The following is a 24693-nucleotide window of genomic DNA, read 5'->3' on the forward strand; positions in this document are numbered from 1 at the left end:
TGGGCCAAATTTATTTAATGTTTAACTAGTCCCTATTTTTTATGGGACACTAATGATCGGAAATAACAACACAGAATTATACGACAGATTCCCAGATAGAACCCAGAAAAGAACCGGTAGAGATCTATCGGACAGATGTGGCCATCATCGGTGCCGGTCCCGCAGGATTAGCTTGTAGGGAAATCTTAAAAGAACTAGGCTTGAACAGCATCGTAATCGATAGTAATGATAAGATCGGTGGTCAATTCTTGATGCAGACCCATGCCTTTTTCTTTTTCGAGAAAGAGCGGCGCTTTGGCGGTATGCGTGGTTTTGATATAGCGAAATCTTTAGCCGGAGACGATCACTCTGGTATTTTCTTACATTCCACGGTCTGGGATATCCTACAAAATAAGCGTATCGCCGTAAAAGACATGCTTAACCATAAAAATTTCTATGTAGAAGCCCAAGCTTTGGTAATCGCTACCGGTGCGGTTCCTTTTATGCCAACCTTCGAGAATGATGATGTGCCCGGAGTTTATACGGCGGCAGTCGTACAGAAAATGATGAACGCCGAATTCACGCTACTTGGCAAAAACATATTGACGGTAGGTGCCGGTAATATAGGTTACCTGACCTCCTACCAATTGATGCAAGCCGGAGCGAAAGTCAAGGCTATTTTAGAGGCGATGCCCTGTGAAGGAGGATTTCCAGTACAAGCGAATCGCATTCGTCGCCTTGGCATACCGATTTATACCTCTCATATGCTTTTGAAAGCCATTCCAAACAAGGATCGGACAGGTATCACCGGTGCGGTTATTTGCGAATGCGAGAATTTCAAGCCAATCCCGGGAACAGAGAAAGTGATCGATGGTATTGATGTCATTAATATATGTACAGGATTGATTCCCGACAACCAATTGCTAACCAAAGGCCAATATACATTTGGAAAGCGTTGTGCCGGCGTAGGCGATGCCGTACGGATCGGAGAAGGTACTACCGCCGTACTAAGAGGAAAGCAAGCCGCCTATGAGATAGCCCAAGAGTTAGGTATACGTATCCACTACAACGATTACTTACAAATATCTAAAGAATACATTGACTCCCAACAACATCCGATTCGCATCAAGGAAGAGGCCCCAAAGCCTACTCCCGAGCGTCAAACCCAACGCCCATTCGTTCGCTTGGATTGCCTATACGGTTTTGCTTGTAACCCTTGTTCTTTCGCCTGTCCTCAAAAGGCGATCACCAAAAGTTCCACCAGCGTAACGCCCGAGATCGATTACGAGAAATGTACCGGTTGCATGCAATGCGTGTCCCATTGCCCGGGACTGGCTATTTTCGGCTACGATATCCGGAAGCAAAACTTGTTCTTACCAGTGGAATACAAGGTAGAAGAAGGTGCCGAGGTATGGCTCGTGGATGATAACGGGAAGAAACAAGGCGAAGGCATCATTGAGAAAGTATTAAAGAAACCGACGAAAACAAACGTAGTCCGTGTGAAAGCGGCAGGAATGGAGAATAATGCCTTACTGAATATCACAGGGTTCATCGTAAAAGAAAACTATCCGGAGGAGATCGACTTCAAGCAAGAGCCTGTGTGTGATTCGGAAACCTATGTTTGCCATTGCGAGGACGTATCTTTGGAAGAACTACTTTCCGCCATTGGTGATCGTAAATATATTTCCATCGATGAGGTAAAACATATCACCCGCCTAGGAATGGGGCCGTGCCGGGGAAAACGTTGCATACCCCGCCTACGTATGAAACTAAGGGAAAAAGGTATCGAATTGGTAGGCGACGCTACCCCCCGTGCTCCCTTATCTACCCGCTTCGTCCTAGGAGAAATGTATCCACAGCGTCAAATAGCGGATACCTATAAGATTGATTCCGGAAAGCAGGTTCGTAAAACGGAAGTCTTGATCGCCGGCGGAGGTATCGGAGGTAGCGCATTGTTCCGTTATTTTGCGGAAGCCGGTAAAAAGACCGTACTTATTAATGCGGACCGAGGATCATCATGGCGTAACATCGGTGGTGGCCGTCCGGCGTTCTCGGTCCCTGAATTAGCGGAGATCGCCCGTAATAACCAAACGATATTTGAGGAGACGCAAAAAGAATATGATATCCATTACCGTGAGATACGCTATATCACGTTTGCCCACGACGAGGTTACCTACAATGATCTGGAACGTTCTTGCGGTTGGTCCAACGCTTATTTGATCGACAAGAAAGACTTCCAGAAAGAGGTATCCCCTTACTTCAATATGAACCAAAACACCTATTTCGCCGCACAAATCTCCCAGCATTGTTGGCAAGCCACCCCTGGACGTGTGATAGACTTTATACGAAACAAGGGCAAGGAACGGCAATGTGAGGTTTTGGAAGACACACGCCTAGTGGAAGTCCACAAAAACGGTGGAAAATATCACGTCTTATTATATACGCATGATAAGCGATACATCGAATACGAATGCGATCATTTCGTGAATGCCCTCGGTTATAGCGCCGAGCGTTTTGCCCGTATGCTGGGCCTTTACACTGGACTCTATCCGGTCAAGCACCAAGCGTTGATTACCCATCGCCTGCCGAATCTGGGAAAAGACGGGGATATCCTCGATATGTTGATAGACCGCCGGAGACGTAACGACTTCTCCGCTGTCTACGGTCAGCAATTCGCCGAGACCGGACAGATTATCGCTTGTGCCTCTCCCGCTGTCGATGCTAAAGCGGAGATCAGTAACTTTGACGAGTTAAAGTTTAATACCCGTCGTTTCATGGAGATCATCTCTGAGGTATTCTGCGATTGGATTCCATCGTTAGCCACTGTACCTGTACAGGCCACATGGTCCGGTTATTATGTAGAGCCTCGTTACATTATCGATCCGGATAACGGGCTATTCGTCGGTTTGCAAGGTCACGGCTTCATGCTCGCTCAATACTTGGCTAAACTATATGTGGACAAAGCGTTAGGTCGCACCGTTCCGGATTATATGGAGCGATTGAGACTCGGTGGAGACGGAATTAGTGAGAAAGCTTTCAAATAAACTGAACCGCATCCCAAATAGTGAAATCAAGAAAAGACAGTATGCCAGCTTCATCAACCAAGGGAGTTAACTTATTTGGTTAATGAAGCTAGCTTACTTTAAAAGAGTGGATTTAAATGGGAAAAACTCATAACTACGAATGAAGAAAAACATAGTTATGATTTTTCTGTATCAAAATAGGCAAGTAATTCTTCTATCGTTTGGGTGATATAGGTACCGCCGGAAGTCTCATGGATGATAAAGTGAATACAATAAGCAAAACGTGTAATTTTCGCGAAGTTCACTTTGCAAAAAGTTTAATTTCAAGCCAATCAACTATCACAATCAAACAAAATACTCGTCATACATGTGCAAAAACATAAAAACAACACAATCTTATTATTCTATAAAGAGGAAAAACCTTGTTCCATATCATTTTGTTATTATAATAAATTAGATTTACTTTGTTCAAACTATATAAATTTACATAAAGCACATGAAATCGGACATTGAGATAGCAAGAGAAACAGACTTGCGTAAAATTAAGGAAGTTGCGACAACATTAGGTATCCCTCGTGAGGAAGTACAAAATTATGGCAGGTATATTGCCAAAGTCCCTATCCATTTGATCGATAAGAAGCAAATGGACCAACATAATTTAATTTTAGTGACCGCTATCACTCCCACTAAAGCGGGAATCGGAAAGACTACGGTTTCGATCGGTCTGGCTTTAGGACTGAATAAAATCGGAAAGAAAGCGGTGGTCGCTTTACGTGAGCCGTCTCTTGGCCCATGTTTCGGTATGAAAGGTGGCGCCGCCGGAGGTGGATATGCCCAAGTACTTCCCATGGAAAACATCAACTTGCATTTTACAGGAGATTTTCATGCGGTTACTTCTGCTCACAATATGATTACCGCTTTATTGGATAACTATATTTATCAGACCCGCAATACCTGCGAAGGTTTGAAAGAGATCAAATGGAAACGAGTTCTTGACGTAAACGACCGTAGCTTACGTAACATCGTATCGGGTTTAGGCGGCTCAGCAAATGGTGTCCCTACCGAGACTGGATTTGACATCACTCCCGCTTCCGAGATCATGGCGATCCTTTGTTTGGCTACGGATATCGAGGATTTGAAACGACGTGTAGGAAATATCTTATTGGGTTATACGAATGAAGATAAGCCTTTCACGGTAAACGATCTTGGTATAGCCGGGGCTATCACCGTATTGCTAAAAGACGCATTACTGCCAAACCTAGTACAAACAACGGAGAATACTCCCGCATTTGTACATGGAGGTCCTTTCGCTAATATCGCCCATGGATGTAATTCTATATTGGCTACCCAAATGGCTCTTACTTATGGGGACTATGCAATCACGGAGGCTGGTTTCGGTGCTGATCTGGGCGCGGAGAAGTTCTTTAATATCAAATGTAGAAAAGCGGGGCTTTCACCTAAACTGACAGTCATCGTAGCGACCGCCCAAAGCTTGAAACTTCACGGTGGCGTTCCTGAGAAAGAAATCAAGGAACCGAATATCGAAGGATTAAAGAACGGATTCGCTAACTTAGACAAGCACATTGAGAATATGAAGAGCTTCGGCCAGCAAGTAATCGTTACTTTCAATCGTTTCGCTACCGATACGGACGAGGAAATCGCTTTAGTGGCTGAGCATTGCAAGGAGAAAGGGGTTGGATTCGCCATGAATAACGTTTTCGCCGAAGGAGGTGAAGGGGGTGCGGAACTTGCCCGCCTAGTGGTTGATACGATCGAGAATCATCCTTCCGCTCCTTTGCGATATACCTATGATCTGGAGGATCCGATCCGTACGAAAGTGCAAAAAGTGGCCCAGAAGATTTACGGAACCTCCTCAATCGTTTATACGACTTTGGCCGATAAAAAATTACGTCAGATCGAAAACTTGGGTATTTCCCATTATCCGATTTGTATCGCCAAGACTCAATATTCATTCTCTTCCGATCCGAAAGCTTATGGAGTAGCTAAAGATTTCGAACTAAAAGTACGAGATGTAATCATCAATAATGGGGCCGAGATGATTGTTGTTGTCATGGGCGAGATCATGCGTATGCCGGGGCTCCCTAAAGAACCGCAAGCCCGAAAGATCGATATCGTGGATGGCATGATCGAGGGATTGAGTTAATAGACAGTAAAACGATTTAAATAAAAAAGGTACGCCTCACACATTCAGTAAGGCGTACCTTTTTTTAACCACTATCGGCCCCGAAAACGGGTGGACATTAATAAGCTCTGGCGAACAGTACCCGGCAAGCCGACGGTTTACCTGTCACCATACACTTACCCGGAGTCTTATCACCCGCTAAAGGAATACAGCGGATCGTAGCTTTCGTCTCGTTCTTGATCAATTCCTCTGTCTCCGGGGTTCCATCCCAGTGAGCCATGATGAAGACGCCATCCTCGATCTTCTCCTTAAATTCCTCATACGTGTCTACGTTTATGGTATTAGCCTCACGATGATCATACGCTTTCTTGAAGATATTCGTTTGGATTTCCTCCAACAGATTCTTCACGTATTCCTCAATGCCATCACAAGTGATCGTCTCTTTCTCCAAAGTATCACGGCGCATCACCTCGATCGTATTATTTTCCAAATCACGACCACCCATAGCCAAACGCACGGGAACACCTTTCAGCTCGTACTCTGCGAACTTCCAGCCCGGCTTCTTATTATCTGCGTCGTCATATTTCACGGAGATACCCAACGCCTTCAACTTAGCCACGATACCAGCGACCTTCTCGCTGATCTGCGCCAATTGCTCTGCGCTACGATAAATCGGGACGATCACAACCTGAATCGGAGCCAAATGAGGAGGCAATACCAAACCGTTATCATCGGAATGAGACATAATCAACGCACCGATCAAACGTGTGGAAACTCCCCAAGAAGTAGCCCAAGCATAATCGCTCTTACCGTTCTTGTCGATGAAAGTAACGTCGAAAGCCTTACCGAAGTTCTGCCCCAAGAAATGGGAAGTTCCAGCCTGCAAGGCTTTTCCATCCTGCATCATCGCCTCGATTGTATAGGTATCCAAAGCGCCGGCGAAACGCTCGCTCTCAGACTTCACGCCCTTTATTACCGGCATTGCCATATAATTCTCGGCGAAGTTCGCGTAAACCTCTTGCATCTTCTTAGCTTCTATCTCCGCTTCCTCACGGGTAGCGTGAGCGGTATGGCCTTCCTGCCACAAGAACTCAGCCGTACGAAGGAATAAGCGAGTACGCATCTCCCAGCGCATCACGTTCGCCCATTGGTTGCACAAGATAGGCAGGTCACGGTAAGACTGAATCCAGTTACGGTATGTATTCCATATGATGGTCTCCGAGGTCGGGCGAATGATCAATTCCTCTTCCAGTTTAGCCGCCGGATCTACGACAACCCCCGTACCGTCATGATTTGTCTTCAAACGGTAGTGAGTAACCACGGCACACTCCTTCGCGAATCCTTCCACGTGCTCAGCCTCTTTGCTTAAGAAAGACTTCGGGATCAGCAAAGGGAAATAAGCGTTCACATGACCGGTCTCCTTGAACATATCGTCTAGGATACGTTGCATCTTCTCCCAGATAGCGTATCCGTAAGGCTTGATCACCATACAACCACGTACGGCGGAATTCTCCGCCAAATCTGCCTTAATTACCAAATCTTGGTACCACTGCGAATAGTTTACACTTCTCGGTGTAAGTTCTTTCAGCTCTTTTGCCATTTCTTTATATTTCTAAATTATACTGTTTTCCTTAATCTGAATAAGTAATGGGTTGCAAAGGTAAGAAATAATCGTATATCTTTGTAAAAACAATATATAGATAATATCATGAATATGCACAAGATCACACGCTACTTACTTATGTTATGTGCATTCGCGTTCTTAACTCTCACAGCGAAAGAGCAAGATCTATGCGGACCTTCCCATGAATCCATAAGGACAAAAGCCGAAACAAACCGAAACAAATGTTTCTCGAGCCCTATGGGAAATTCCTCGCTGTCTAATATATACTTCATTCAGCGACAGCGAACGTTCGTTCGGCGGCAGTGAATGATCGTTCAGTGGCGGCGAATGGTCGTTCGGCGCCGACGAACGAAGAAGGTATACTTATCTTTCAGAGAATAAAACGATTACAATGCAAGAATACAAACAGAAACTTCCTAATATACTCGCTCTCCATCTGATCAAGCTATCCAAATGGTTCTCGCTCGTAATGCCTATCATTGTCCTTTTCTATGAGGATCATAGGTTAGGATTGCAAGACGTATTCATTTTGAAGAGTGTCTACTCGGTCGCCGCTGTCGCTTTGGAGATTCCCTCGGGCTATCTGGCGGACGTATGGGGACGTAAGAAATGCTTGATTCTAGGTTGTATACTTTTCTTTGGAGGGTACCTATGTTATTCTTTCACCTCCACTTTCACGGCATTTCTCTTCGCCGAGATTCTGTTGGGAACCGGGCAAACCTTGGTAAACGGAGCGGATTCAGCGTTGCTCTACGATACAACCGTACGATATAAAAAAGAAGAACTTTATTTGCGGTACGAGGGACGTATCACGATGATCGGTAATTTCGGCGAGGCCATCGCCGGGATATTCGGAGGATTGCTGGCTGCCTATTCCTTGCGATTGCCGTTTTACGCCCAAGCGTTTGTCGCCTTTATCGGCATTCCAGCGGCGTTCGCCTTGCAGGAACTCAATACTAAGAGCAAGGTACAGAACCCGGTTTCCGAGATTGTCCGCATCTTGAAATATTCCTTGGTCACGAACCGTAGGCTATGCTATAACATCATGTTCTCCGGTATCATCGGGGCCGCTACGTTAACAATGGCATGGTTCGTGCAACCCGTATTGATGAAGTTGGAAACCCCGACCTCCTATTACGGTGTCATTTGGACCGTGCTCAATCTGACGGTGGGACTGTCCGCCCTCTATTCTGATCAGGTAGAGCGGTATTTCGGTATGCGTAAATCAAGCACGCTCATACTACTTATAATCATCGGTGGATATATATCGCTCGCTTATAACCTTACTTATCGGGGATTAACGATCTTGCTCATTTTCTATATCGTCCGAGGCTTCGCTACACCGATTTTGAAAGGTTACATTAATCAAATGACCTTCTCGGAGATGCGGGCTACGGTCTTGTCGATCCGTAACTTTGTGATCCGCTTGATGTTCGCCGCCATCGCCCCATTTATAGGTTGGCTAAATGATTTCTATTCTTTGCGCACCGCCCTGTTAGTTTCCGCCGGAATTATTGCCATACCCGGAATTTTATTCTTAGTTTTGCAGTTTCGTAAAGCAGATTAAAAATATAATAGCATGAAAAGACAACTTATGACCGGACTGTTTGCCGCTTTGACTTTCACAGCGGTAGCCCAGTCGAATGAGTGGCGAAACCCCGAGGTCAACGCCGTAAACCGTGCCCCGATGCACGCCAATTTCTTCGCCTACGAGAACGCCGAGATGGCAGCGAAGGACGTCAAAGAACAATCCCGGAACTTCATGACCTTGAATGGCCCTTGGAAATTCTTTTGGGTAAAGAACGCCGATGCTCGTCCTACCGATTTCTGGAAGACCGACTACAACGACAAAGGATGGAACAATATGCCCGTGCCCGGTGTATGGGAACTAAACGGATATGGAGATCCTCTCTACGTAAACGTTGGTTACGCTTGGCGTGAGCAATTCAAGAACAACCCGCCCGAGGTCCCTACCGTTAACAACCATGTGGGTTCCTACCGTCGTGAGATCATGGTTCCTGCCGACTGGAACGGAAAAGAAATCATCGCTCATTTCGGCTCCGTTACCTCCAATATGTATTTGTGGGTAAACGGGAAGTACGTAGGTTATAGCGAAGATAGCAAGCTGGAAGCAGAGTTTAACTTAACTCCTTACCTGAAACCGGGACAAAAGAACCTGATCGCTTTCCAAGTATTCCGCTGGTGTGATGGTACTTATCTGGAAGACCAGGATTTCTTCCGTTACAGCGGTGTCGGACGTGATTGTTATTTATACGCCCGTAACCAAAAGCAACAGATCGCCGATATACGTGTGACTCCGGATCTGGACGCTCAATACCAAAATGGCTCGTTGGCTGTCAACCTGACCATGAAGGGTAAAGGTACGGTAGAGCTTGAGTTATTGGATGCCCAAAACAAAGCCGTCGCTACCCAATCCTTGAACGCTTCCGGAAAGATCAGCACGACGATCGAAGTTGCCTCTCCCTACAAATGGACCGCGGAGACTCCGTATCTATATACTTTGCGGGCTACTTTAAAAGAGGGCGGCAAAACAATCGAGGTAATCCCCGTAAAAGTAGGTTTCCGTAAGATCGAATTAAAGAACGCCCAGATACTCGTGAACGGGCAACCGGTTCTTTTCAAGGGTGCCGACCGTCACGAGATGGATCCCGATGGCGGTTATGTCGTTTCGCGCGAACGCATGATACAGGACATACAGATCATGAAAAAATTCAATTTGAACGCCGTTCGTACCTGCCACTACCCGGATGATAACTTCTGGTACGAGCTTTGTGATAAATACGGTATCTATGTCGTAGCCGAAGCCAATATAGAGTCTCACGGAATGGGATACGGTGAGGAGACGTTAGCCAAGAACCCATCTTATAAGAAAGCGCATCTGGAACGTAACCAACGTAACGTCCAACGTGGCTTCAACCATCCGAGTATCATCTTCTGGTCCTTGGGTAACGAGGCTGGATACGGTCCTAACTTCGAGGCCGCTTACGACTGGATCAAGAACGAAGACCCCAGCCGTGCCGTACAATACGAGCAGGCCGGAAAGAACGGAAAGACCGATATCTTCTGCCCGATGTATTACAACTACGAGGATTGCGCTAAATACAGCGAGGATAACTCCATGCAAAAGCCTTTGATACAATGTGAATACGCTCATGCCATGGGTAACTCTCAAGGAGGTTTCAAGGAATATTGGGATTTGATCCGTAAATACCCGAAATATCAAGGGGGCTTCATCTGGGACTTCGTGGATCAATCCGTGCGCTGGACCGGCAAGAACGGGAAAATGATTTATGCTTACGGCGGCGATTTCAATAAGTTCGACGCTAGCGATAATAACTTCTGCGATAACGGCTTGATCAGCCCAGATCGTGTTCCGAACCCGCATATGTACGAGGTGGGGTATTACTACCAAAATATCTGGACAACCCCCGGCGATCTGGCGAAGGGCGAAATCAAGGTCTACAACGAGAATTTCTTCCGTGACCTCTCCGCTTATTATCTGGAATGGGAAATGCTGAAAGGCGGCAAGGTTGTTCGTAGCGGACGTGTCGATGACCTGAAAATAGCTCCCCAGCAAACATCAACGATCCGATTGGATCTAGGCAAGACTTGCGCATGTGCGGAATGGTTGCTGAACGTATCTTATAAACTGAAGAACCGTGAGGGTTTATTACCCGCCGGACATACCGTAGCCAAGGATCAGCTGACGTTGAATCCGTACAAGGCGCCATCTATGGAATTGAAAAACGTGGAGACAACCAATATCGAGACCAAGGCTCCAGTCGTACAAGATAACGACGCCAATTACCTGATCGTGGAAGGTTGTGGTTTCCGTACCGAATTCAACCGTGAGAATGGTTATCTGATCAAATACGAGGTAAACGGCCAAGACATGATCAAGGAAGGAGAGGCTTTGACTCCTAACTTCTGGCGTGCGCCGACAGACAATGATTTCGGAGCCGGCCTACAGAAGAAGTACGCCGCATGGAAGAATCCGGAAATGAAGCTGACTTCTCTTAACCAACGGATGGAGAACAAACAAGTGATCGTAGAGGCCGCTTACGATATGCCGACCGTATCCGCTAAGTTGAACTTGACGTACGTGATCAATAACAAGGGCGCGATCAAGATTACCCAGAAAATGACAGCGGACAAGAGCGCCAAGGTATCTCCCATGTTCCGCTTCGGTATGCAGATGCCGATGCCGAGATCATTCGAGAATATCGAATACTACGGCCGTGGTCCCGTGGAGAATTATATCGACCGCAAGGGTAACGCCGACCTGGCTATTTACCGCCAGACCGTAGACGAGCAATTCTATTCGTATATCCGTCCGCAAGAGAATGGAACGAAATCGGATATCCGCTGGTGGAAAATGCTGAACGAGGCTGGCAACGGTATCGAGGTCGTAGCCTCTGCCCCATTCTCCGCTTCCGCTTTGCATTACACGATCGAGTCTTTGGATGACGGCGCACGGAAGGATCAAAGACACTCTCCCGAAGTAGAGGAAGCCGACTTGACAAACCTTTGTCTCGATAAGGTACAGATGGGATTAGGCTGTGTAAATAGCTGGGGAACCATCGCGCTCCCGGAATACCAGATTCCTTACGGCGACTATGAGTTCACGTTCATTCTTACTCCGGTAAAACATAGCGTCGAGATCGAGTAAAACGAATCTTTCATCTAGTGAGAGATATATGAAAGAAGGGGAAAGCAATTGATGTTTTCCCCTTCTCACGTTTTCTATCATCACCAGCGAGGAACGTGGACGAATCTTATTTGAAGTTTTCTACAAAGAACCGTTCAATCTTATCGAAGGGAATGACACTCATCTGATCGTACAAATCGACATGATTCGCTCCGGGTATAATTAGCAATCCCTTATTGTCACCTTTCAGTTTCTTGAAGGCATCCTCACTAAAATAACGTGAATGCGCTTTCTCTCCATGAATAATCAATACGGCGCTACGAATCTCGTCACTATACGAGAGTATAGGCATATTGATGAACGATAAAGCCGAGGTCTTGTTCCATCCGCCATTCGAGTTGAGCGAACGCTTGTGGTAACCCCGCTTCGTCTTGTAATAAGCGTAGTAGTCTTTCAAGAATTGGGGCGCATCGTCGGGTAACGTATCGGGCAAACCTCCCGCAAGGGCGTATGAGCCGTTCTTTGTGTCAGCGGTACGCTGTGCATTGAGTTGCTTGCGCAATTCATAACGTGCGTCGACATCCATCGCATCGAAGTAACCATTAGCGTTCACACGGCTCATATCGTACATCGTAGAGGTTACGGTCGCTTTGATACGAGTATCGATAGCCGCCGCATTAAGCGCCATGCCTCCCCATCCGCAGATACCGAGAATACCGATATGTTCCGCATCCACATCATCACGTGCCGAAAGGAAATCGACGGCCGCACAGAAATCTTCCGTATTGATGTCGGGAGAAGCTACATAACGAGGCTCTCCGCCACTCTCGCCGGTGTACGACGGATCGAAAGCGATCGTCAGAAATCCACGTTCCGCCAATTCCTGCGCATACAAGCCCGAGGATTGTTCCTTCACGGCACCGAACGGACCGCTAATAGCGATAGCTGGCAATTTTCCATCCGCATGCTTGGGTTTGTACATATCGGCGGCAAGCGTAATACCATAGCGATTACGAAAAGTAACTTTACTATGGCTCACCTTGGCACTCTGTGGGAATACTTTATCCCACTCCTTTGTCAGATTCAAATTCTTGTCCATTATATGATCGGTATTAAATTGATTGTCTGTAACGAACAAGTTCCCCGTAGCGCAAAGGCATATAGCCATTGCCATACATAATTCTCTTAATGACTTCTTCATGTTATTCCTTGTTTATGTTGACGATGGCAAAGGTAGAGGCTCAAATAGTATCCCTTTGTAGACAAATTACGGATGTCATGACCTCAATTACAGGTTTTGCGGAATCAGCCAGAAAGCCTGTAAATACACCTAATCCGTAACAATGGTTATATAATCCGTAATTAGGGTTATAACTATATATGAATTATCCTCTATTTTTGCGTACAGAATTGTAGATTAAATACGTACGGCTATGGATAAGATACTTAATTTAGATAGTGTAGACCTATACAATAAACTATACGGCCTCGAAACCCTGAATCCGCTTGTCAGTGTCATAGATTTGAATAAAGCGACGAGTAGTGTAGATCTCATCCGCTTCAATTACGGCATCTACGCACTGTATCTAAAACTAGAGAAAGCCTGCGATATCAAATACGGGCGCCAGACATACGATTACCAAGAAGGCACGATCGTTTGCTTCGCCCCCGGGCAAACAGCGGAGACAAACCCGACAACCGATAAAGTCCAAGTAAACGTACATGGTATTCTTTTCCATCCCGATTTACTACGTGGAACGTCACTCGGAAAGAGTATCAAGAAATATACGTTCTTTTCTTACGAGGTAAACGAGGCGTTACATCTCTCGGAAGAAGAAAGATCTATCGTGATGGATTGCCTGAAGATTATCCGCATGGAGCTGGAACATGGCGTGGATAAGCATAGCAAGACCTTACTTGTAAACCATATCGAACTGCTGCTTAATTATTGTATGCGTTTTTATGAAAGGCAATTCATCACCCGTGGCAAGACAAACCGGGATGTACTGACACGTTTTGAAAACCTGTTGGATGAGTATTTCGAAAGTGCACTCGCCGAACAGGACGGATTGCCTACGGTGAAATACTTTGCCGACAAGCTTTGCCTCTCATCGAACTACTTCGGTGACATGTTCAAGAAGGAAACCGGCAAATCACCGCAGGAATACATCCAAGAGAAAGTAATCGAGCTAGCCAAGGAACGTATCTCCGACACGGCGGACACAGTCAGCCAAATCGCATATTCCCTAGGTTTCCAATATCCGCAGCATTTCTGCCGGCTATTCAAGAAACGGGTAGGATACACGCCGAGTGAATACCGTGCGCAGGTCGGTCTACCAACAAATCTATAGAAGACGTTCAAGAAGATGTTAGATATTAAGACCGTATATGAATGTAACCGATGCTTGGGATGCAAGACGCTACATCCGCAAGTAAGTCTCATCAATCTAGAGAACCCGAACCTAGAACAAGAGGCCGTAAAGTTCGAGTTCTATGCGATTCTCTTAATAGAAGGCTGCCCGGACAGTTGCTGTTATTGCGGACGTAAATATTACGATTATTCCAACGCCACGATGGTATTCCTTACCCCGGGTGAGATTTTCCGTATGAGCGAGAATAATACGTTACCCGACAAAGGGTACCTTTTAGCGTTCCATCCCGACCTATTGTTCCGCACGTCATTGGACAACCCTGTTAAGAACTATACCTTCTTCGCTTATCACAAAGAAGAGGCTCTGCATCTCTCTCAACGTGAGACAGCCAAAGTTACGTGTTGTCTGGAAAACATCGAGGACGAGCTTCACCATGCCATCGATACGCACAGTGGTACCATTCTATCCCGTCACATTGAATTATTATTGGATTATTGTACACGCTATTATGAGCGACAGTTCATTACCCGGGAGAATAAGAACAAGGCTATCTTGGAGAAATTGGAAAGGCTCCTCGACGAGTATATCATTTCCGGTAAATTAGAGAACGGCCAGCTACCCACCGCCGAATATTGTACGGCAGAACTGGACCTTTCTGTCGCTTACTTCAACGACCTGTTAAGATTCGAGACCGGCAAAACGCTGGAGGAATATTTTCAGTTCAAACGGTTGAGTGTGGCTAAGACAATGCTACTGAAAAACGGTAATACTCCCGCTCTGGTAGCACGACAATTAGGTTATCCGAACGTACAGTATTTCAGCCTTATATTTAAGAAGATTACAGGCATTGCCCCCTGTGAATATCCATATACGCAAAACTAAGAAACGGAAGGAATGACCTCCTTCCGCTTCTTAGAATAACATTATTTTCCTAACTTCTTTTCCAGCATCTTCATGAAATATCCTCCGACAACCGAACGGGCCTGAAAACCTCGTTGCGTACCATCAGAAGTAAAATGCCAATCGCTTAGAGGAACACGTGAAGTCGTCTCGTTGGCGTAGTTCCAGACCGGAACCATCAGCGCATTGAAATCCTCCATCGATCCGGTCAAACAAGCGGACCATAAAATCCAGTCGGACTTCGTATAATCCTCCCGGTTATCCAACGGCAAACCGTATTTATTTTGTCTCGTCTTGTAATAAGCCATTTCCGTAGCGGCAACCTCTTTCGGGAAGATATCCAAGCCCAGCAAGCGATCCCACACCAAGTTGTATTTCTGGCTCCAAGTACCCGGCTTATCGAAAGTCAAGCGGTAATGATCGCCATCATCTGCCATCTTCACCCACTTAGCGGCCATCTCACGGGCGGCTTCCGTATATTGTCTAGCGATATCGGCCTTACCTAACATCTCCGCCAATTTTCCGTAGCCGGCAACTCCCATAATTGCCTTGACAGACAAATTCGTATTATGAGCGAAATGTCCGGCGAAATCGTCCGTACAAAGTTGGTTCTTCGGATCAAGGCCTTCCTTCAACAAGTAATTCGCCCATGTAGTCAAGACCTCCCAATGTTGGGCGGCATAATCAGCATTGCCCTCCACTATCGCTATAGCGGTCGCTAGCACAAGCATGTTACCACTTTCTTCCACGGGCATATCGCCACCATAGGTTTGACCGTTCGCGACCGGATAGGTACCCACGTCATGAGCCGGGAAAGGTTTCTTCCATTGTCCGCTCTCGCTATAATAGAAAATGGGATTCATCATTCCCTTCAATAAATCCGTGTTGTATACTAAGAATAAGGGGGCGGAAGGATACGTAATATCCACCGTTCCGATAGAACCGTTACTGAAATTTTCTTTAGAAAAGAATAAGAGCGTCCCATCCTTATCAGTCACCAACTTATGGGCGGCGATCGCCTGCCGATATGCGATAGCGCATAACTCGGCGTACTTCTTCCCTCCTACGGCGCTCGTCTCGCTCATCAAAGAAGAATCAAAGGAACCGCAACGTCTCATCAGATCCTCGTAAGAAGCCTCCCCTTTCTCGAACGCCTGATGAATATCCACCTTTCCGTCGTGCTTCCAATAAGGCATCCGGTTGTCTTGGAAATACTGGATCGAATATAAATCATCGTAACCGATCATCAAATGTCCGGAGACGGTTTCCTTGGAGACCTTGCCGATCGGGTCCGTATAAGCGAGAACCGTCATTTGCTCGCGCATATCCGAAGAGAGACTTTGCGATCCAGCCGGTAAATCACCAGTAGCCATAAAAGCATTCTTCGTGGCATAATACTCGTCAATCGTAGCGGAGACTCCCGGTTTCTTTGGGATAGCCAAATAGAAATATCCCCAGTCAATCCGTACATCATCCCCGGTTTTCGCCAGAACCTCTTGATCGATTGTCCCTGTCTTCAGGTAAATTAAATCAGAGGTTTCCGTTTTCTCGAAAGTCACCTCTTGATCAATCGTATTCACGGCCCATTGCGGCGTGGCTTCCAGGTATAATTGCACGTCGTGGTCTTTGCCGTCGATGGAACGGACTTGATACGTTATATAATTAAACGGAGAAGTCATAGCCTCCAGATCATTCAGCAAGAAAGGAGCCGTGAAAATCAAGTCCAGACTTACACCACCGCACTCAAAAGTGTAAAATGTTTGCGTAGGCATCACGTTCACGGATTTCTGGATCGCTTTCTCATCGAACGTATCCCCCCGTTTCACCTTCCGCATAATTCCCATATCCACGTAAGCGCCTCCCCCGTTATTCCGGCAATGAGCGGCCAATACGTTGCCCGTAGGTTTCAAGCTCTCCGCCACCGCTTCCGGTATCTCTTTCAGTAAATCATAGTCCAGACCGTTCCCTGCCACGGCGATTTGCTTTCCATTTAGATACACCTCGATATTATCATCGTGCGAATATTGGAGGTAAAGAGCATCCTTGCGCACATCCGAGGGCCAGTCAAACGTACGGCGTACCCAGATATCGCCCGTAGACCAAGGCGTGGAACGATTCGGATTATCTTCCGTTCCGAAAGCGGCTTTTCCCCGCTTCCAACCTTTCGGATCATAAGCCTCGGCGAACCAATCTCCGGCAGGCTGAGACATCGTATAATCGGCCTCCCATAGGCCATCCGAGGCCGTACCGATCACCGAGGTCACCTGTATATCGTCCATTCCCATGAAACGGTATGATTTACCATCTACCCGTATACTGCCCAGAAGCGGATAATCACGGCCGGTCCAATGCCGTACCGACTCATCATTCAATTGATCGGCAAACGACCATGCGCTTGTATAGGGATCGATCGTGACCAAAGGAACGGCAGGAGCACGTAAAGAGTTCTCTGCCGCCGCCGTATATACCTCGGAAACTTTCACTTGCGTACAACAAGATAAAGCCGTACAACAAGATAAAGCCAATAAATAGTTTCTCATCTGCTTACTTTACAGTTTTATGAATGGCCTCCAATACGATCTTCTCCATGATCTTATAACCTTCCAAGGTCGGATGCACACCATCTTTCGACAGGTTAGCGGGCAATCCGTTTCGCTCATCTTTCATGGCGGAATGATAATCCACGTATGTCAAACCATTCTTATCCGCATACTCCTTGATCCATTTATTGAGCTGGATAACCTTATCGGCCGGTTGCATGCCCGGTCTCCAAGGAAAGTCATAAGCCGGCAATACGGAGCAGAAAATCACCTTGATATGATTCGCCTTCGCCAATTCCGCCATAGAGACCAAGTTCCCAAACACGTTTTCCAAGGCGATCACACCGTTATTGTGAGCGATATCATTGATTCCCGCCAAGATTACCACGGCTTTCGGCTTCAAATTAATAACGTCTTGGCGAAAACGCACTAACATCTCCGAGGTTGTCTGTCCGCTGATCCCACGGTCTACGAAATTATTCCGGATAAAGAAGGTCGAATCCGCCGGCCACCATCCGTCTGTAATGGAGTTTCCCATAAATACCACATTCGAAGGGACTTTCACGGTCTTGTTAGCCTCCGCATAACGACCAAACTGAGCCCAGTCCCCCTTCTCAGTCTGGGCAAATAATGTAGTGGTAGCCAATAAACAGCCCGCCACTAGTAAAGCTTGTTTCATGTTTTTCATATTACTTATTTATAAAATACGATTTTATTTTCATCAAACAAAAGTAATGAAAATTGTCCACCCACCCATTCACACAAGAAATTATCTTATATTTGCTGTCATTGAAAAATAAAAACATCCGAATATGCTAAAAAAGATTCTTTCCAACACGATCGTACGGTTGATACTGGCCGTCTTGATCGGACTTCTGGTTGGGCTTGTCGTAAACGAGCCTGTGTTAAAAGCGGTCATGATCGTAAAACAAATTACGGGACAGATCATTTTCTTCTTGGTTCCGTTGATCATTCTAGGATTCGTGGCACCATCCATCGCCCGCTTAAAAAGCAACGCATCCAAAGTCTTATTATTCGCTTTTAGTATCGCGTACCTATCATCGGTTGGCGCCGCCACCTTTGGCGCCGTTGTGGGTTACGAGTTAATACCGCATTTGCATATTCAAACCGCCTCGGAAGGCCTGAAAGACATCCCGCCCATGTTGTTTAATCTAGAGATCCCGCCGGTGATGAGCGTTATGTCGGCATTGGTATTGGCCGTGATGCTGGGACTTTCTACCGCATGGGTTAAATCCGGGGAGATGGAGAGGTTGCTGGAAGTATTCCAGAACATGGTGCTTAAATTGGTTGAACGGGTCTTGATGCCGGTGTTGCCGCTTTTCATCGCCGCGAATTTCTGTGTCCTCAGTTATGAGGGAGCGATTACGAAGCAGTTGCCTATCTTTTTATCCGTCCTGTTGATCGTCATCCTTTGCCATTACATCTGGCTGACCTTGCTGTATGTAGTCGCGTCGATTTACTCCCGGAAAAATAGCTGGGGCGTATTGAGATACTACGGACCCGCTTATTTGACAGCCTTAGGTACCATGTCGTCCGCCGCCACCTTAGGCACCGCCTTGACTTGCGCCAAGAAAAGCAAGATCTTGCGAGAGGAAGTAATCGACGTGACTGTCCCCCTGTTCGCGAACATCCATCTATGCGGCTCTATCTTGACGGAAGTGTTTTTCGTATTGACCGTCTCGCAAATATTATATGGCAGCATGCCGGACTTCACGACGATGCTCGTATTTATCATCTTGCTTGGTTTCTTCGCTATCGGCGCTCCCGGCGTACCGGGCGGTACGGTGCTCGCCTCATTGGGCCTGATCATCGCTATCCTAGGTTTCGACGAGGCGGGAACGGCATTATTGCTTACGATATTCGCTTTGCAAGATAGCTTCGGTACGGCTTGCAACGTGACGGGAGATGGTGCCCTTACCCTAATTACTGATACGTTCGATCAAAGGCAAACGGAAAAAGCTTCCACGGCTTTATAAGGACAAAACCTCATGGCTATTTTACTGCAACCCGCCTTGCAGTAACACCGCATGCCTGTTGCAGTGGCACTGCAAGGGCGTTGCAGTACTACTGCAAGGCGGGTTGCAGTAAGTAGCATCACTTTCTTTTCATTCGATACCCTATGGGGGATTCCCCCGTATGCTTCTTGAAATACCGTCCCAGATAGGATTGGCTGGGAAAGTTCAAGTGGTTCGTTATCTCCTGCACGGTCATTTCCGTGGTACGCAACAACACCTTCGTCTCCAATATGATATGCCGGTCTATAATGGTCTTCGCCGACTCGCCCGTCACTTGCCGGGTGATAGTGGAGAGATAACGGGGAGAGATACAAAGCTCGTTCGCATAGAAAGAGACCTCTTTCTGGTCGAGATAATGGGCATGGATGCAATTGATGAACTTATGGAATAACTCCTCCCCACGGTTGCACCCATTTTGCTGGTGACTCGAGAAGAAGTACCTTGTCTTATCATACATATTAAGGAAGAAGCATTGCAACTGGTTTTTCACGATCATATCACGGTACACGTTATTCCGATCCATGTAAATCAGCCAAAACAGCCGGATGATCACATTTATGGTCTCCTCCTGATCGGCGGGATGCGTATAGCAAGGGTTATCCTTTATGAAGCGGAAAAAGGGCGGATCCAGCCGGAATACGGCCTCGTCGAACAAGACCTTCGATAAGGATATATATTGTACCTTGAAATCCTCGCTACTCGCGTTCAACGTCAGGATCGTATCCGGTATCAATACGATCACCGTGTTGCGCCGGATATCCCATCGGCTCAAATCGACGGATATATTCGCCGTTCCCTTATAGCAAAATAAGATCATGCCATATCCGCTCTTGTAAGGACGATCCAATAACTCCCTCAAATCGGAATCGCCTATCATGAACGACTCTCCTCTCTCTATCTCAAATGGATTCATATGTCTACTATTTTGCCCGCAAATATAAGAGATCATTAGCATATAACGGATCATTCCATCTCAAAATGAACAATCATCGCCTCATTGTGGAAACAATGGTTCGCCGATAAGCGAGTAGCTTTTCAGCCGAAAATATAGGTATTAGTTAAGATGGAAAAGCAAAATCGATTGATGAAGACTGCGATCGCCTTATGGTGTATCGCAGCTGTCGGGTGTAAACAAAGCCCTGTAATCCAACAAAGTTCAGGGTATGCGACAATGACCGTATCCACTTCGGAGAAGACTTTATCCAATAATTACTCGGCGAGTATTCGAGGAAAACAGGATATCGATATTTATCCGCAAGTATCCGGCTTTATTACAAAGCTCTGCGTAACGGAAGGCGAGAGCGTAAAAAAAGGACAAGTCTTATTTATTATTGATCAAGTTCCTTATCAAGCGGCCTTAAACACCGCCATAGCTAACGTAGAGGCAGCGAAGGCATCCGTAGCGACAGCGCAATTGACCTACGACAGTAAACAAGAATTGTATAAAAACAAAGTAGTTTCCGAGTTCGACCTAAAGACCGCCTACAACACGCTACTCTCGGCAAAAGCCCAATTAGCCCAAGCGGAGGCACAAGAGATAAACGCCCGTAACAACCTTTCTTACACGGAAGTGAAAAGCCCCTCGAACGGCGTCATCGGAACCCTGCCTTATCGTGTGGGCGCATTGGTAAGCGCAAACCTGTCCAAACCGCTCACCACGGTATCGGACAATTCGGAGATGTATGTGTATTTCTCCATGACCGAGAACCAGCTATTGGCCTTGACCCGTCAATACGGCTCGAAAGACAAAGCCTTGGAGAATATGCCCGAGATCGAGCTTCAGTTGAACGATAAATCGCTTTATCCCCAAACGGGAAAGATCGAGACGATCAGCGGCGTTATCGATCAAAACACCGGAACGGTCAGCTTGCGAGCGGCGTTCCCGAACGAGGAGCAATTATTGAATAGCGGGGGCTCCGGGAATGTGATCATTCCGGTTACATACGATAACTGCGTCGTAATTCCCCAAGCCGCCACGTTCGAGATCCAAGACCGGGTATTTGTCTTCAAAGTAGTAGACGGCAAGACACAATCCGCCCCCGTAGAAGTTACCCGTGTGAACGGAGGACAAGAGTATATCGTAAACGCCGGATTGAATAGCGGCGACGTGATCGTAGCCGAAGGCGTAGGTTTATTACGTGAAGGAACACCGATTGAAGTAAAACAAAATTAAGCACAATGAAAGTTAGCACATTTATAGAACGCCCCGTACTGTCCGCCGTGATTTCCATCACGATTATGGTAGCGGGTATCATCGGGCTTTTCACCTTGCCCGTAGAACAGTATCCGGATATCGCCCCTCCTACCGTTATGGTCAGTACGACTTACTTCGGGGCGAATGCCGAGACCATGCAGAAGAGTGTCGTAGCCCCTTTGGAAGAGGCGATCAACGGCGTGGAAGATATGACCTACATGACCTCCACGGCTACCAACTCCGGTACCGCCACGATCACGATCTATTTCCAACAAGGAACCGATCCGGACATGGCCGCTGTAAACGTACAGAACCGTGTATCGAAAGCGACCGGACAGTTGCCGGCCGAGGTTACCCAAGTAGGTGTCACGACTTCCAAGCGCCAGACCAGTATGTTACAGATCTTCTCGCTCTATAGCCCGGACGGTTCTTATGACGAGAACTTCCTCAGTAATTACATCAGCATCAACCTGAAACCAGAGATCCTTCGTATCTCCGGAGTCGGCGAGTTGATGGTTATGGGTGGCGATTACAGTATGCGTATCTGGATGAAGCCCGACGTTATGGCCCAATACAAATTGATCCCCTCGGACGTGACCTCCGTGTTGGCCGAGCAAAATATTGAGTCCGCCACGGGTTCTTTAGGCGAGAACTCGGACGAGACGTATCAGTACACCATGAAATATAGCGGTCGCCTACTTACTCCGGAGGAATTCGGCGATATCGTGATCCGCTCCACCGAGGAGGGAGAGGTATTGAAGCTAAAAGAGATAGCGGACATTGAGTTAGGAAAGGAGAGTTATGCCTATATCGGACAAACAAACGGTAAGCCGGGTATCTCCTGTATGGTTTTCCAGACAGCCGGATCGAACGCCACGGAGGTGAATAATAAGATCGACGCTTTCCTAGAGGAGGCCTCGAAAGACTTCCCGAAAGGTATCGAAGCCGTGAAGTTGATGAGTACGAATGATTTCTTGTACGCCTCGATCCATGAGGTTGTAAAAACCTTGATAGAGGCCATTATCCTCGTTATCCTTGTGGTATATGTCTTCTTGCAGGATATCCGTTCCACACTGGTTCCGCTGGTGGCGATCGTAGTTTCCTTGATCGGAACGTTCGCCTTTATGACGGTCGCCGGATTTAGTATCAACTTGATCACTTTATTCGCTTTGGTATTGGTGATCGGTACGGTGGTGGACGACGCGATCGTTGTCGTCGAGGCAGTCCAAGCTCGGTTCGACGTTGGATATAAGTCCTCTTATATGGCTAGTATGGACGCGATGAAAGGATTGACATCCGCCATCGTCTCTACTTCATTGGTATTTATGGGCGTGTTTATCCCGGTATCGTTTATGAGCGGTACGTCCGGTACGTTTTATACGCAGTTCGGCTTGACGATGGCAGCGGCCGTAGGTATCTCTACCATTAACGCATTAACGTTAAGCCCGGCGCTTTGCGCTATCTTATTGAAGCCTTACATCAACGAGGACGGCACCCAAAAGAATAACTTCGCCGCCCGCTTCCGTAAGGCGTTCAACGCTGCGTTCGATTCGATGATCGCGAAATATAAGCATGGGGTATTGTTCTTTATCAAACGGAGATGGCTGGCTTGGTCGCTGTTGGCATGCTCCATCGTATTACTTATCGTCTTGATGAACACGACAAAATCCAGCTTGGTGCCCGATGAGGATCAAGGTACGGTCTTTGTCAACGTAAGTACGGCCTCCGGAAGCTCCTTGGCTACGACTAACAAGATCATGACGAATATCGAGCAACGGATCAACCAGATTCCGCAGCTTCAATCTTATTCCAAGGTTTCCGGTTATGGTTTGCTGGCCGGACAAGGTAGCTCTTTCGGTATGTTCATCTTGAAACTAAAACATTGGGATGAGCGCCCGGACAAGGAAGATAACGTACAAGCCGTGATCGGACAGGTATATGGCCGTACGGCAGATATCAAGGACGCTACGATTTTCGCCATCGCCCCGGCCATGATCCCCGGATATGGTATGGGTAACGCATTGGAAATGCATACGCAAGACAAGGCCGGTGGAGACTTAACGACCTTCTTTAACACGACCCAGCAATATCTCGCAGCCTTGCGTGAACGGCCCGAGATCGCTACGGCTTACTCTACCTTCGATATCAAGTACCCGCAATGGCGCGTGGATGTGGACGCGGCGAAATGCAAACGGGCCGGAATCACTCCGGATGCTGTTCTATCAACCCTTTCCGGTTATTACGGAGGGCAATATGTGTCGAATATCAACCGTTTCTCAAAGGTATATAAGGTGATGATACAGTCCGATCCTAAATATCGTCTGGATGAGGCCTCCTTGAATAATACGTTCGTACGCATGTCGAACGGCGAGATGGCACCGCTTAGTCAGTTTATCACCTTGACCAAGGTATACGGTGCCGAATCTTTAGCCCGTTTCAATATGTATAATTCGATCGCCGTCAATGCCGTACCGGCCAATGGATATAGCTCCGGGGATGCTATCAAGGCGGTAAAGGAGACAGCGGCCACCTCACTCCCGAAAGGATACGGGTATGACTTCGGTAGTATCACCCGTGAGGAGAACCAGCAGAGTAATACGACCATTATCATCTTCGGTATCTGTATCTTGATGATTTATTTGATCCTAAGTGCCTTGTACGAGAGTTTCCTTGTTCCTTTCGCCGTGATTCTTTCCGTACCGATGGGTTTGATGGGTAGTTTCTTGTTCGCTAAGTTCATGGGATTGGAGAATAACATTTATCTGCAAACCGGTTTGATCATGTTGATCGGATTGTTGGCGAAGACCGCCATCTTATTGACAGAGTACGCTACCCAACGCCGCTTGTCCGGTATGAGCCTGACTTCAGCCGCTCTTAGCGCGGCGAAGGTTCGTCTGCGCCCGATCTTGATGACCGCTCTTACGATGATATTCGGTTTGCTGCCATTGATCGTTTCCAACGGTGTAGGAGCTAATGGAAACCGCTCATTGGGAACCGGTGCCGTTGGCGGTATGTTGATCGGTACATTGGCTTTGTTATTTATCGTGCCTTGCTTATTCATCACGTTCCAATACTTGCAAGAGAAACTACGCCCGGTCCAATTCGAGCGTTCCCTTGATTGGCAGGTGCAAGAAGAGGTAAAAGAGGCCGCCAAGGAAAGAAAAGAATATTTAGATAGCAAGAAATAACCTATCCGGTTGTATATATATAATG

General features: G+C 46.9%; 14 protein-coding genes. 9 read left to right on the top strand and 5 right to left on the bottom strand.

The genetic code is table 11. The features are described 5' to 3' along the window. Nucleotides 1–62 precede the first annotated feature (62 nt). Together E5342_RS05160 and E5342_RS05165 are read left to right on the top strand one after the other, a co-directional pair. Complete coding sequence (locus E5342_RS05160; protein ID WP_349237378.1) at nucleotides 63–3023, top strand: FAD-dependent oxidoreductase; 2961 nt, start codon at nucleotides 63–65, stop codon at nucleotides 3021–3023. 475 nt (nucleotides 3024–3498) lie between these two features. Next, entirely contained in the window at nucleotides 3499–5166 is a 1668-nt protein-coding gene (locus E5342_RS05165; RefSeq protein WP_121734516.1) for a formate--tetrahydrofolate ligase, read from the top strand. A 97-nt stretch (nucleotides 5167–5263) separates the two neighbouring features. On the opposite strand, the gene proS is transcribed toward E5342_RS05165, so the two are convergent. Next, nucleotides 5264–6745 carry a proline--tRNA ligase gene (gene proS / locus E5342_RS05170; protein ID WP_121734517.1) on the bottom strand — a complete coding sequence of 494 codons (1482 nt, stop codon included), beginning with the start codon at nucleotides 6743–6745 and terminating at the stop codon, nucleotides 5264–5266. A gap of 415 nt (nucleotides 6746–7160) precedes the next feature. On the opposite strand from proS, the gene E5342_RS05180 reads away from it, so the two are divergent. Then, nucleotides 7161–8336, top strand: coding sequence for an MFS transporter (locus tag E5342_RS05180; protein WP_135958965.1), 1176 nt, complete (start codon nucleotides 7161–7163; stop codon nucleotides 8334–8336). A gap of 12 nt (nucleotides 8337–8348) precedes the next feature. After that, nucleotides 8349–11459: a glycoside hydrolase family 2 TIM barrel-domain containing protein gene (locus tag E5342_RS05185; RefSeq protein ID WP_121734520.1), complete on the top strand. Its 3111-nt coding sequence runs from the start codon at nucleotides 8349–8351 to the stop codon at nucleotides 11457–11459. Nucleotides 11460–11565: 106 nt separating this feature from the next. Here the strand turns inward: E5342_RS05185 and E5342_RS05190 are convergent, their stop codons facing one another. Beyond that, nucleotides 11566–12639 carry an alpha/beta hydrolase gene (locus tag E5342_RS05190; RefSeq protein ID WP_121734521.1) on the bottom strand — a complete coding sequence of 358 codons (1074 nt, stop codon included), beginning with the start codon at nucleotides 12637–12639 and terminating at the stop codon, nucleotides 11566–11568. Between the two features lie 232 nt (nucleotides 12640–12871). Here E5342_RS05190 and E5342_RS05195 point away from each other — a divergent pair, with 232 nt between their 5' ends. Then, nucleotides 12872–13789, top strand: coding sequence for a helix-turn-helix domain-containing protein (locus E5342_RS05195; RefSeq protein WP_121734522.1), 918 nt, complete (start codon nucleotides 12872–12874; stop codon nucleotides 13787–13789). 15 nt (nucleotides 13790–13804) lie between these two features. Beyond that, complete coding sequence (locus tag E5342_RS05200; RefSeq protein ID WP_135958966.1) at nucleotides 13805–14692, top strand: helix-turn-helix domain-containing protein; 888 nt, start codon at nucleotides 13805–13807, stop codon at nucleotides 14690–14692. A gap of 41 nt (nucleotides 14693–14733) precedes the next feature. On the opposite strand, the gene E5342_RS05205 is transcribed toward E5342_RS05200, so the two are convergent. Beyond that, entirely contained in the window at nucleotides 14734–17250 is a 2517-nt protein-coding gene (locus tag E5342_RS05205) for a glutaminase domain-containing protein (protein ID WP_135958967.1), read from the bottom strand. Nucleotides 17251–17254: 4 nt separating this feature from the next. Further along, the gene (locus E5342_RS05210; protein WP_005857175.1) at nucleotides 17255–17938 is read right to left on the bottom strand and encodes an SGNH/GDSL hydrolase family protein; all 684 of its coding nucleotides are present in this window, start codon (nucleotides 17936–17938) and stop codon (nucleotides 17255–17257) included. 124 nt (nucleotides 17939–18062) lie between these two features. Here E5342_RS05210 and E5342_RS05215 point away from each other — a divergent pair, with 124 nt between their 5' ends. Further along, nucleotides 18063–19247, top strand: coding sequence for a dicarboxylate/amino acid:cation symporter (locus E5342_RS05215; protein ID WP_135958968.1), 1185 nt, complete (start codon nucleotides 18063–18065; stop codon nucleotides 19245–19247). Between the two features lie 118 nt (nucleotides 19248–19365). Here E5342_RS05215 and E5342_RS05220 read toward each other — a convergent pair whose 3' ends face one another. After that, a complete protein-coding gene (locus tag E5342_RS05220) occupies nucleotides 19366–20199 on the bottom strand; it encodes a helix-turn-helix domain-containing protein (RefSeq protein WP_121734786.1) in 834 nt (277 codons plus the stop codon). Nucleotides 20200–20349: 150 nt separating this feature from the next. Here E5342_RS05220 and E5342_RS05225 point away from each other — a divergent pair, with 150 nt between their 5' ends. Further along, nucleotides 20350–21459 carry an efflux RND transporter periplasmic adaptor subunit gene (locus E5342_RS05225; protein ID WP_135958969.1) on the top strand — a complete coding sequence of 370 codons (1110 nt, stop codon included), beginning with the start codon at nucleotides 20350–20352 and terminating at the stop codon, nucleotides 21457–21459. A gap of 5 nt (nucleotides 21460–21464) precedes the next feature. Beyond that, entirely contained in the window at nucleotides 21465–24668 is a 3204-nt protein-coding gene (locus E5342_RS05230) for an efflux RND transporter permease subunit (protein ID WP_135958970.1), read from the top strand. Nucleotides 24669–24693: the final 25 nt, after the last annotated feature.

The sequence above is a fragment of the Parabacteroides distasonis genome (assembly GCF_004793765.1).
In the GTDB taxonomy this organism is placed as follows: domain Bacteria; phylum Bacteroidota; class Bacteroidia; order Bacteroidales; family Tannerellaceae; genus Parabacteroides; species Parabacteroides distasonis_A.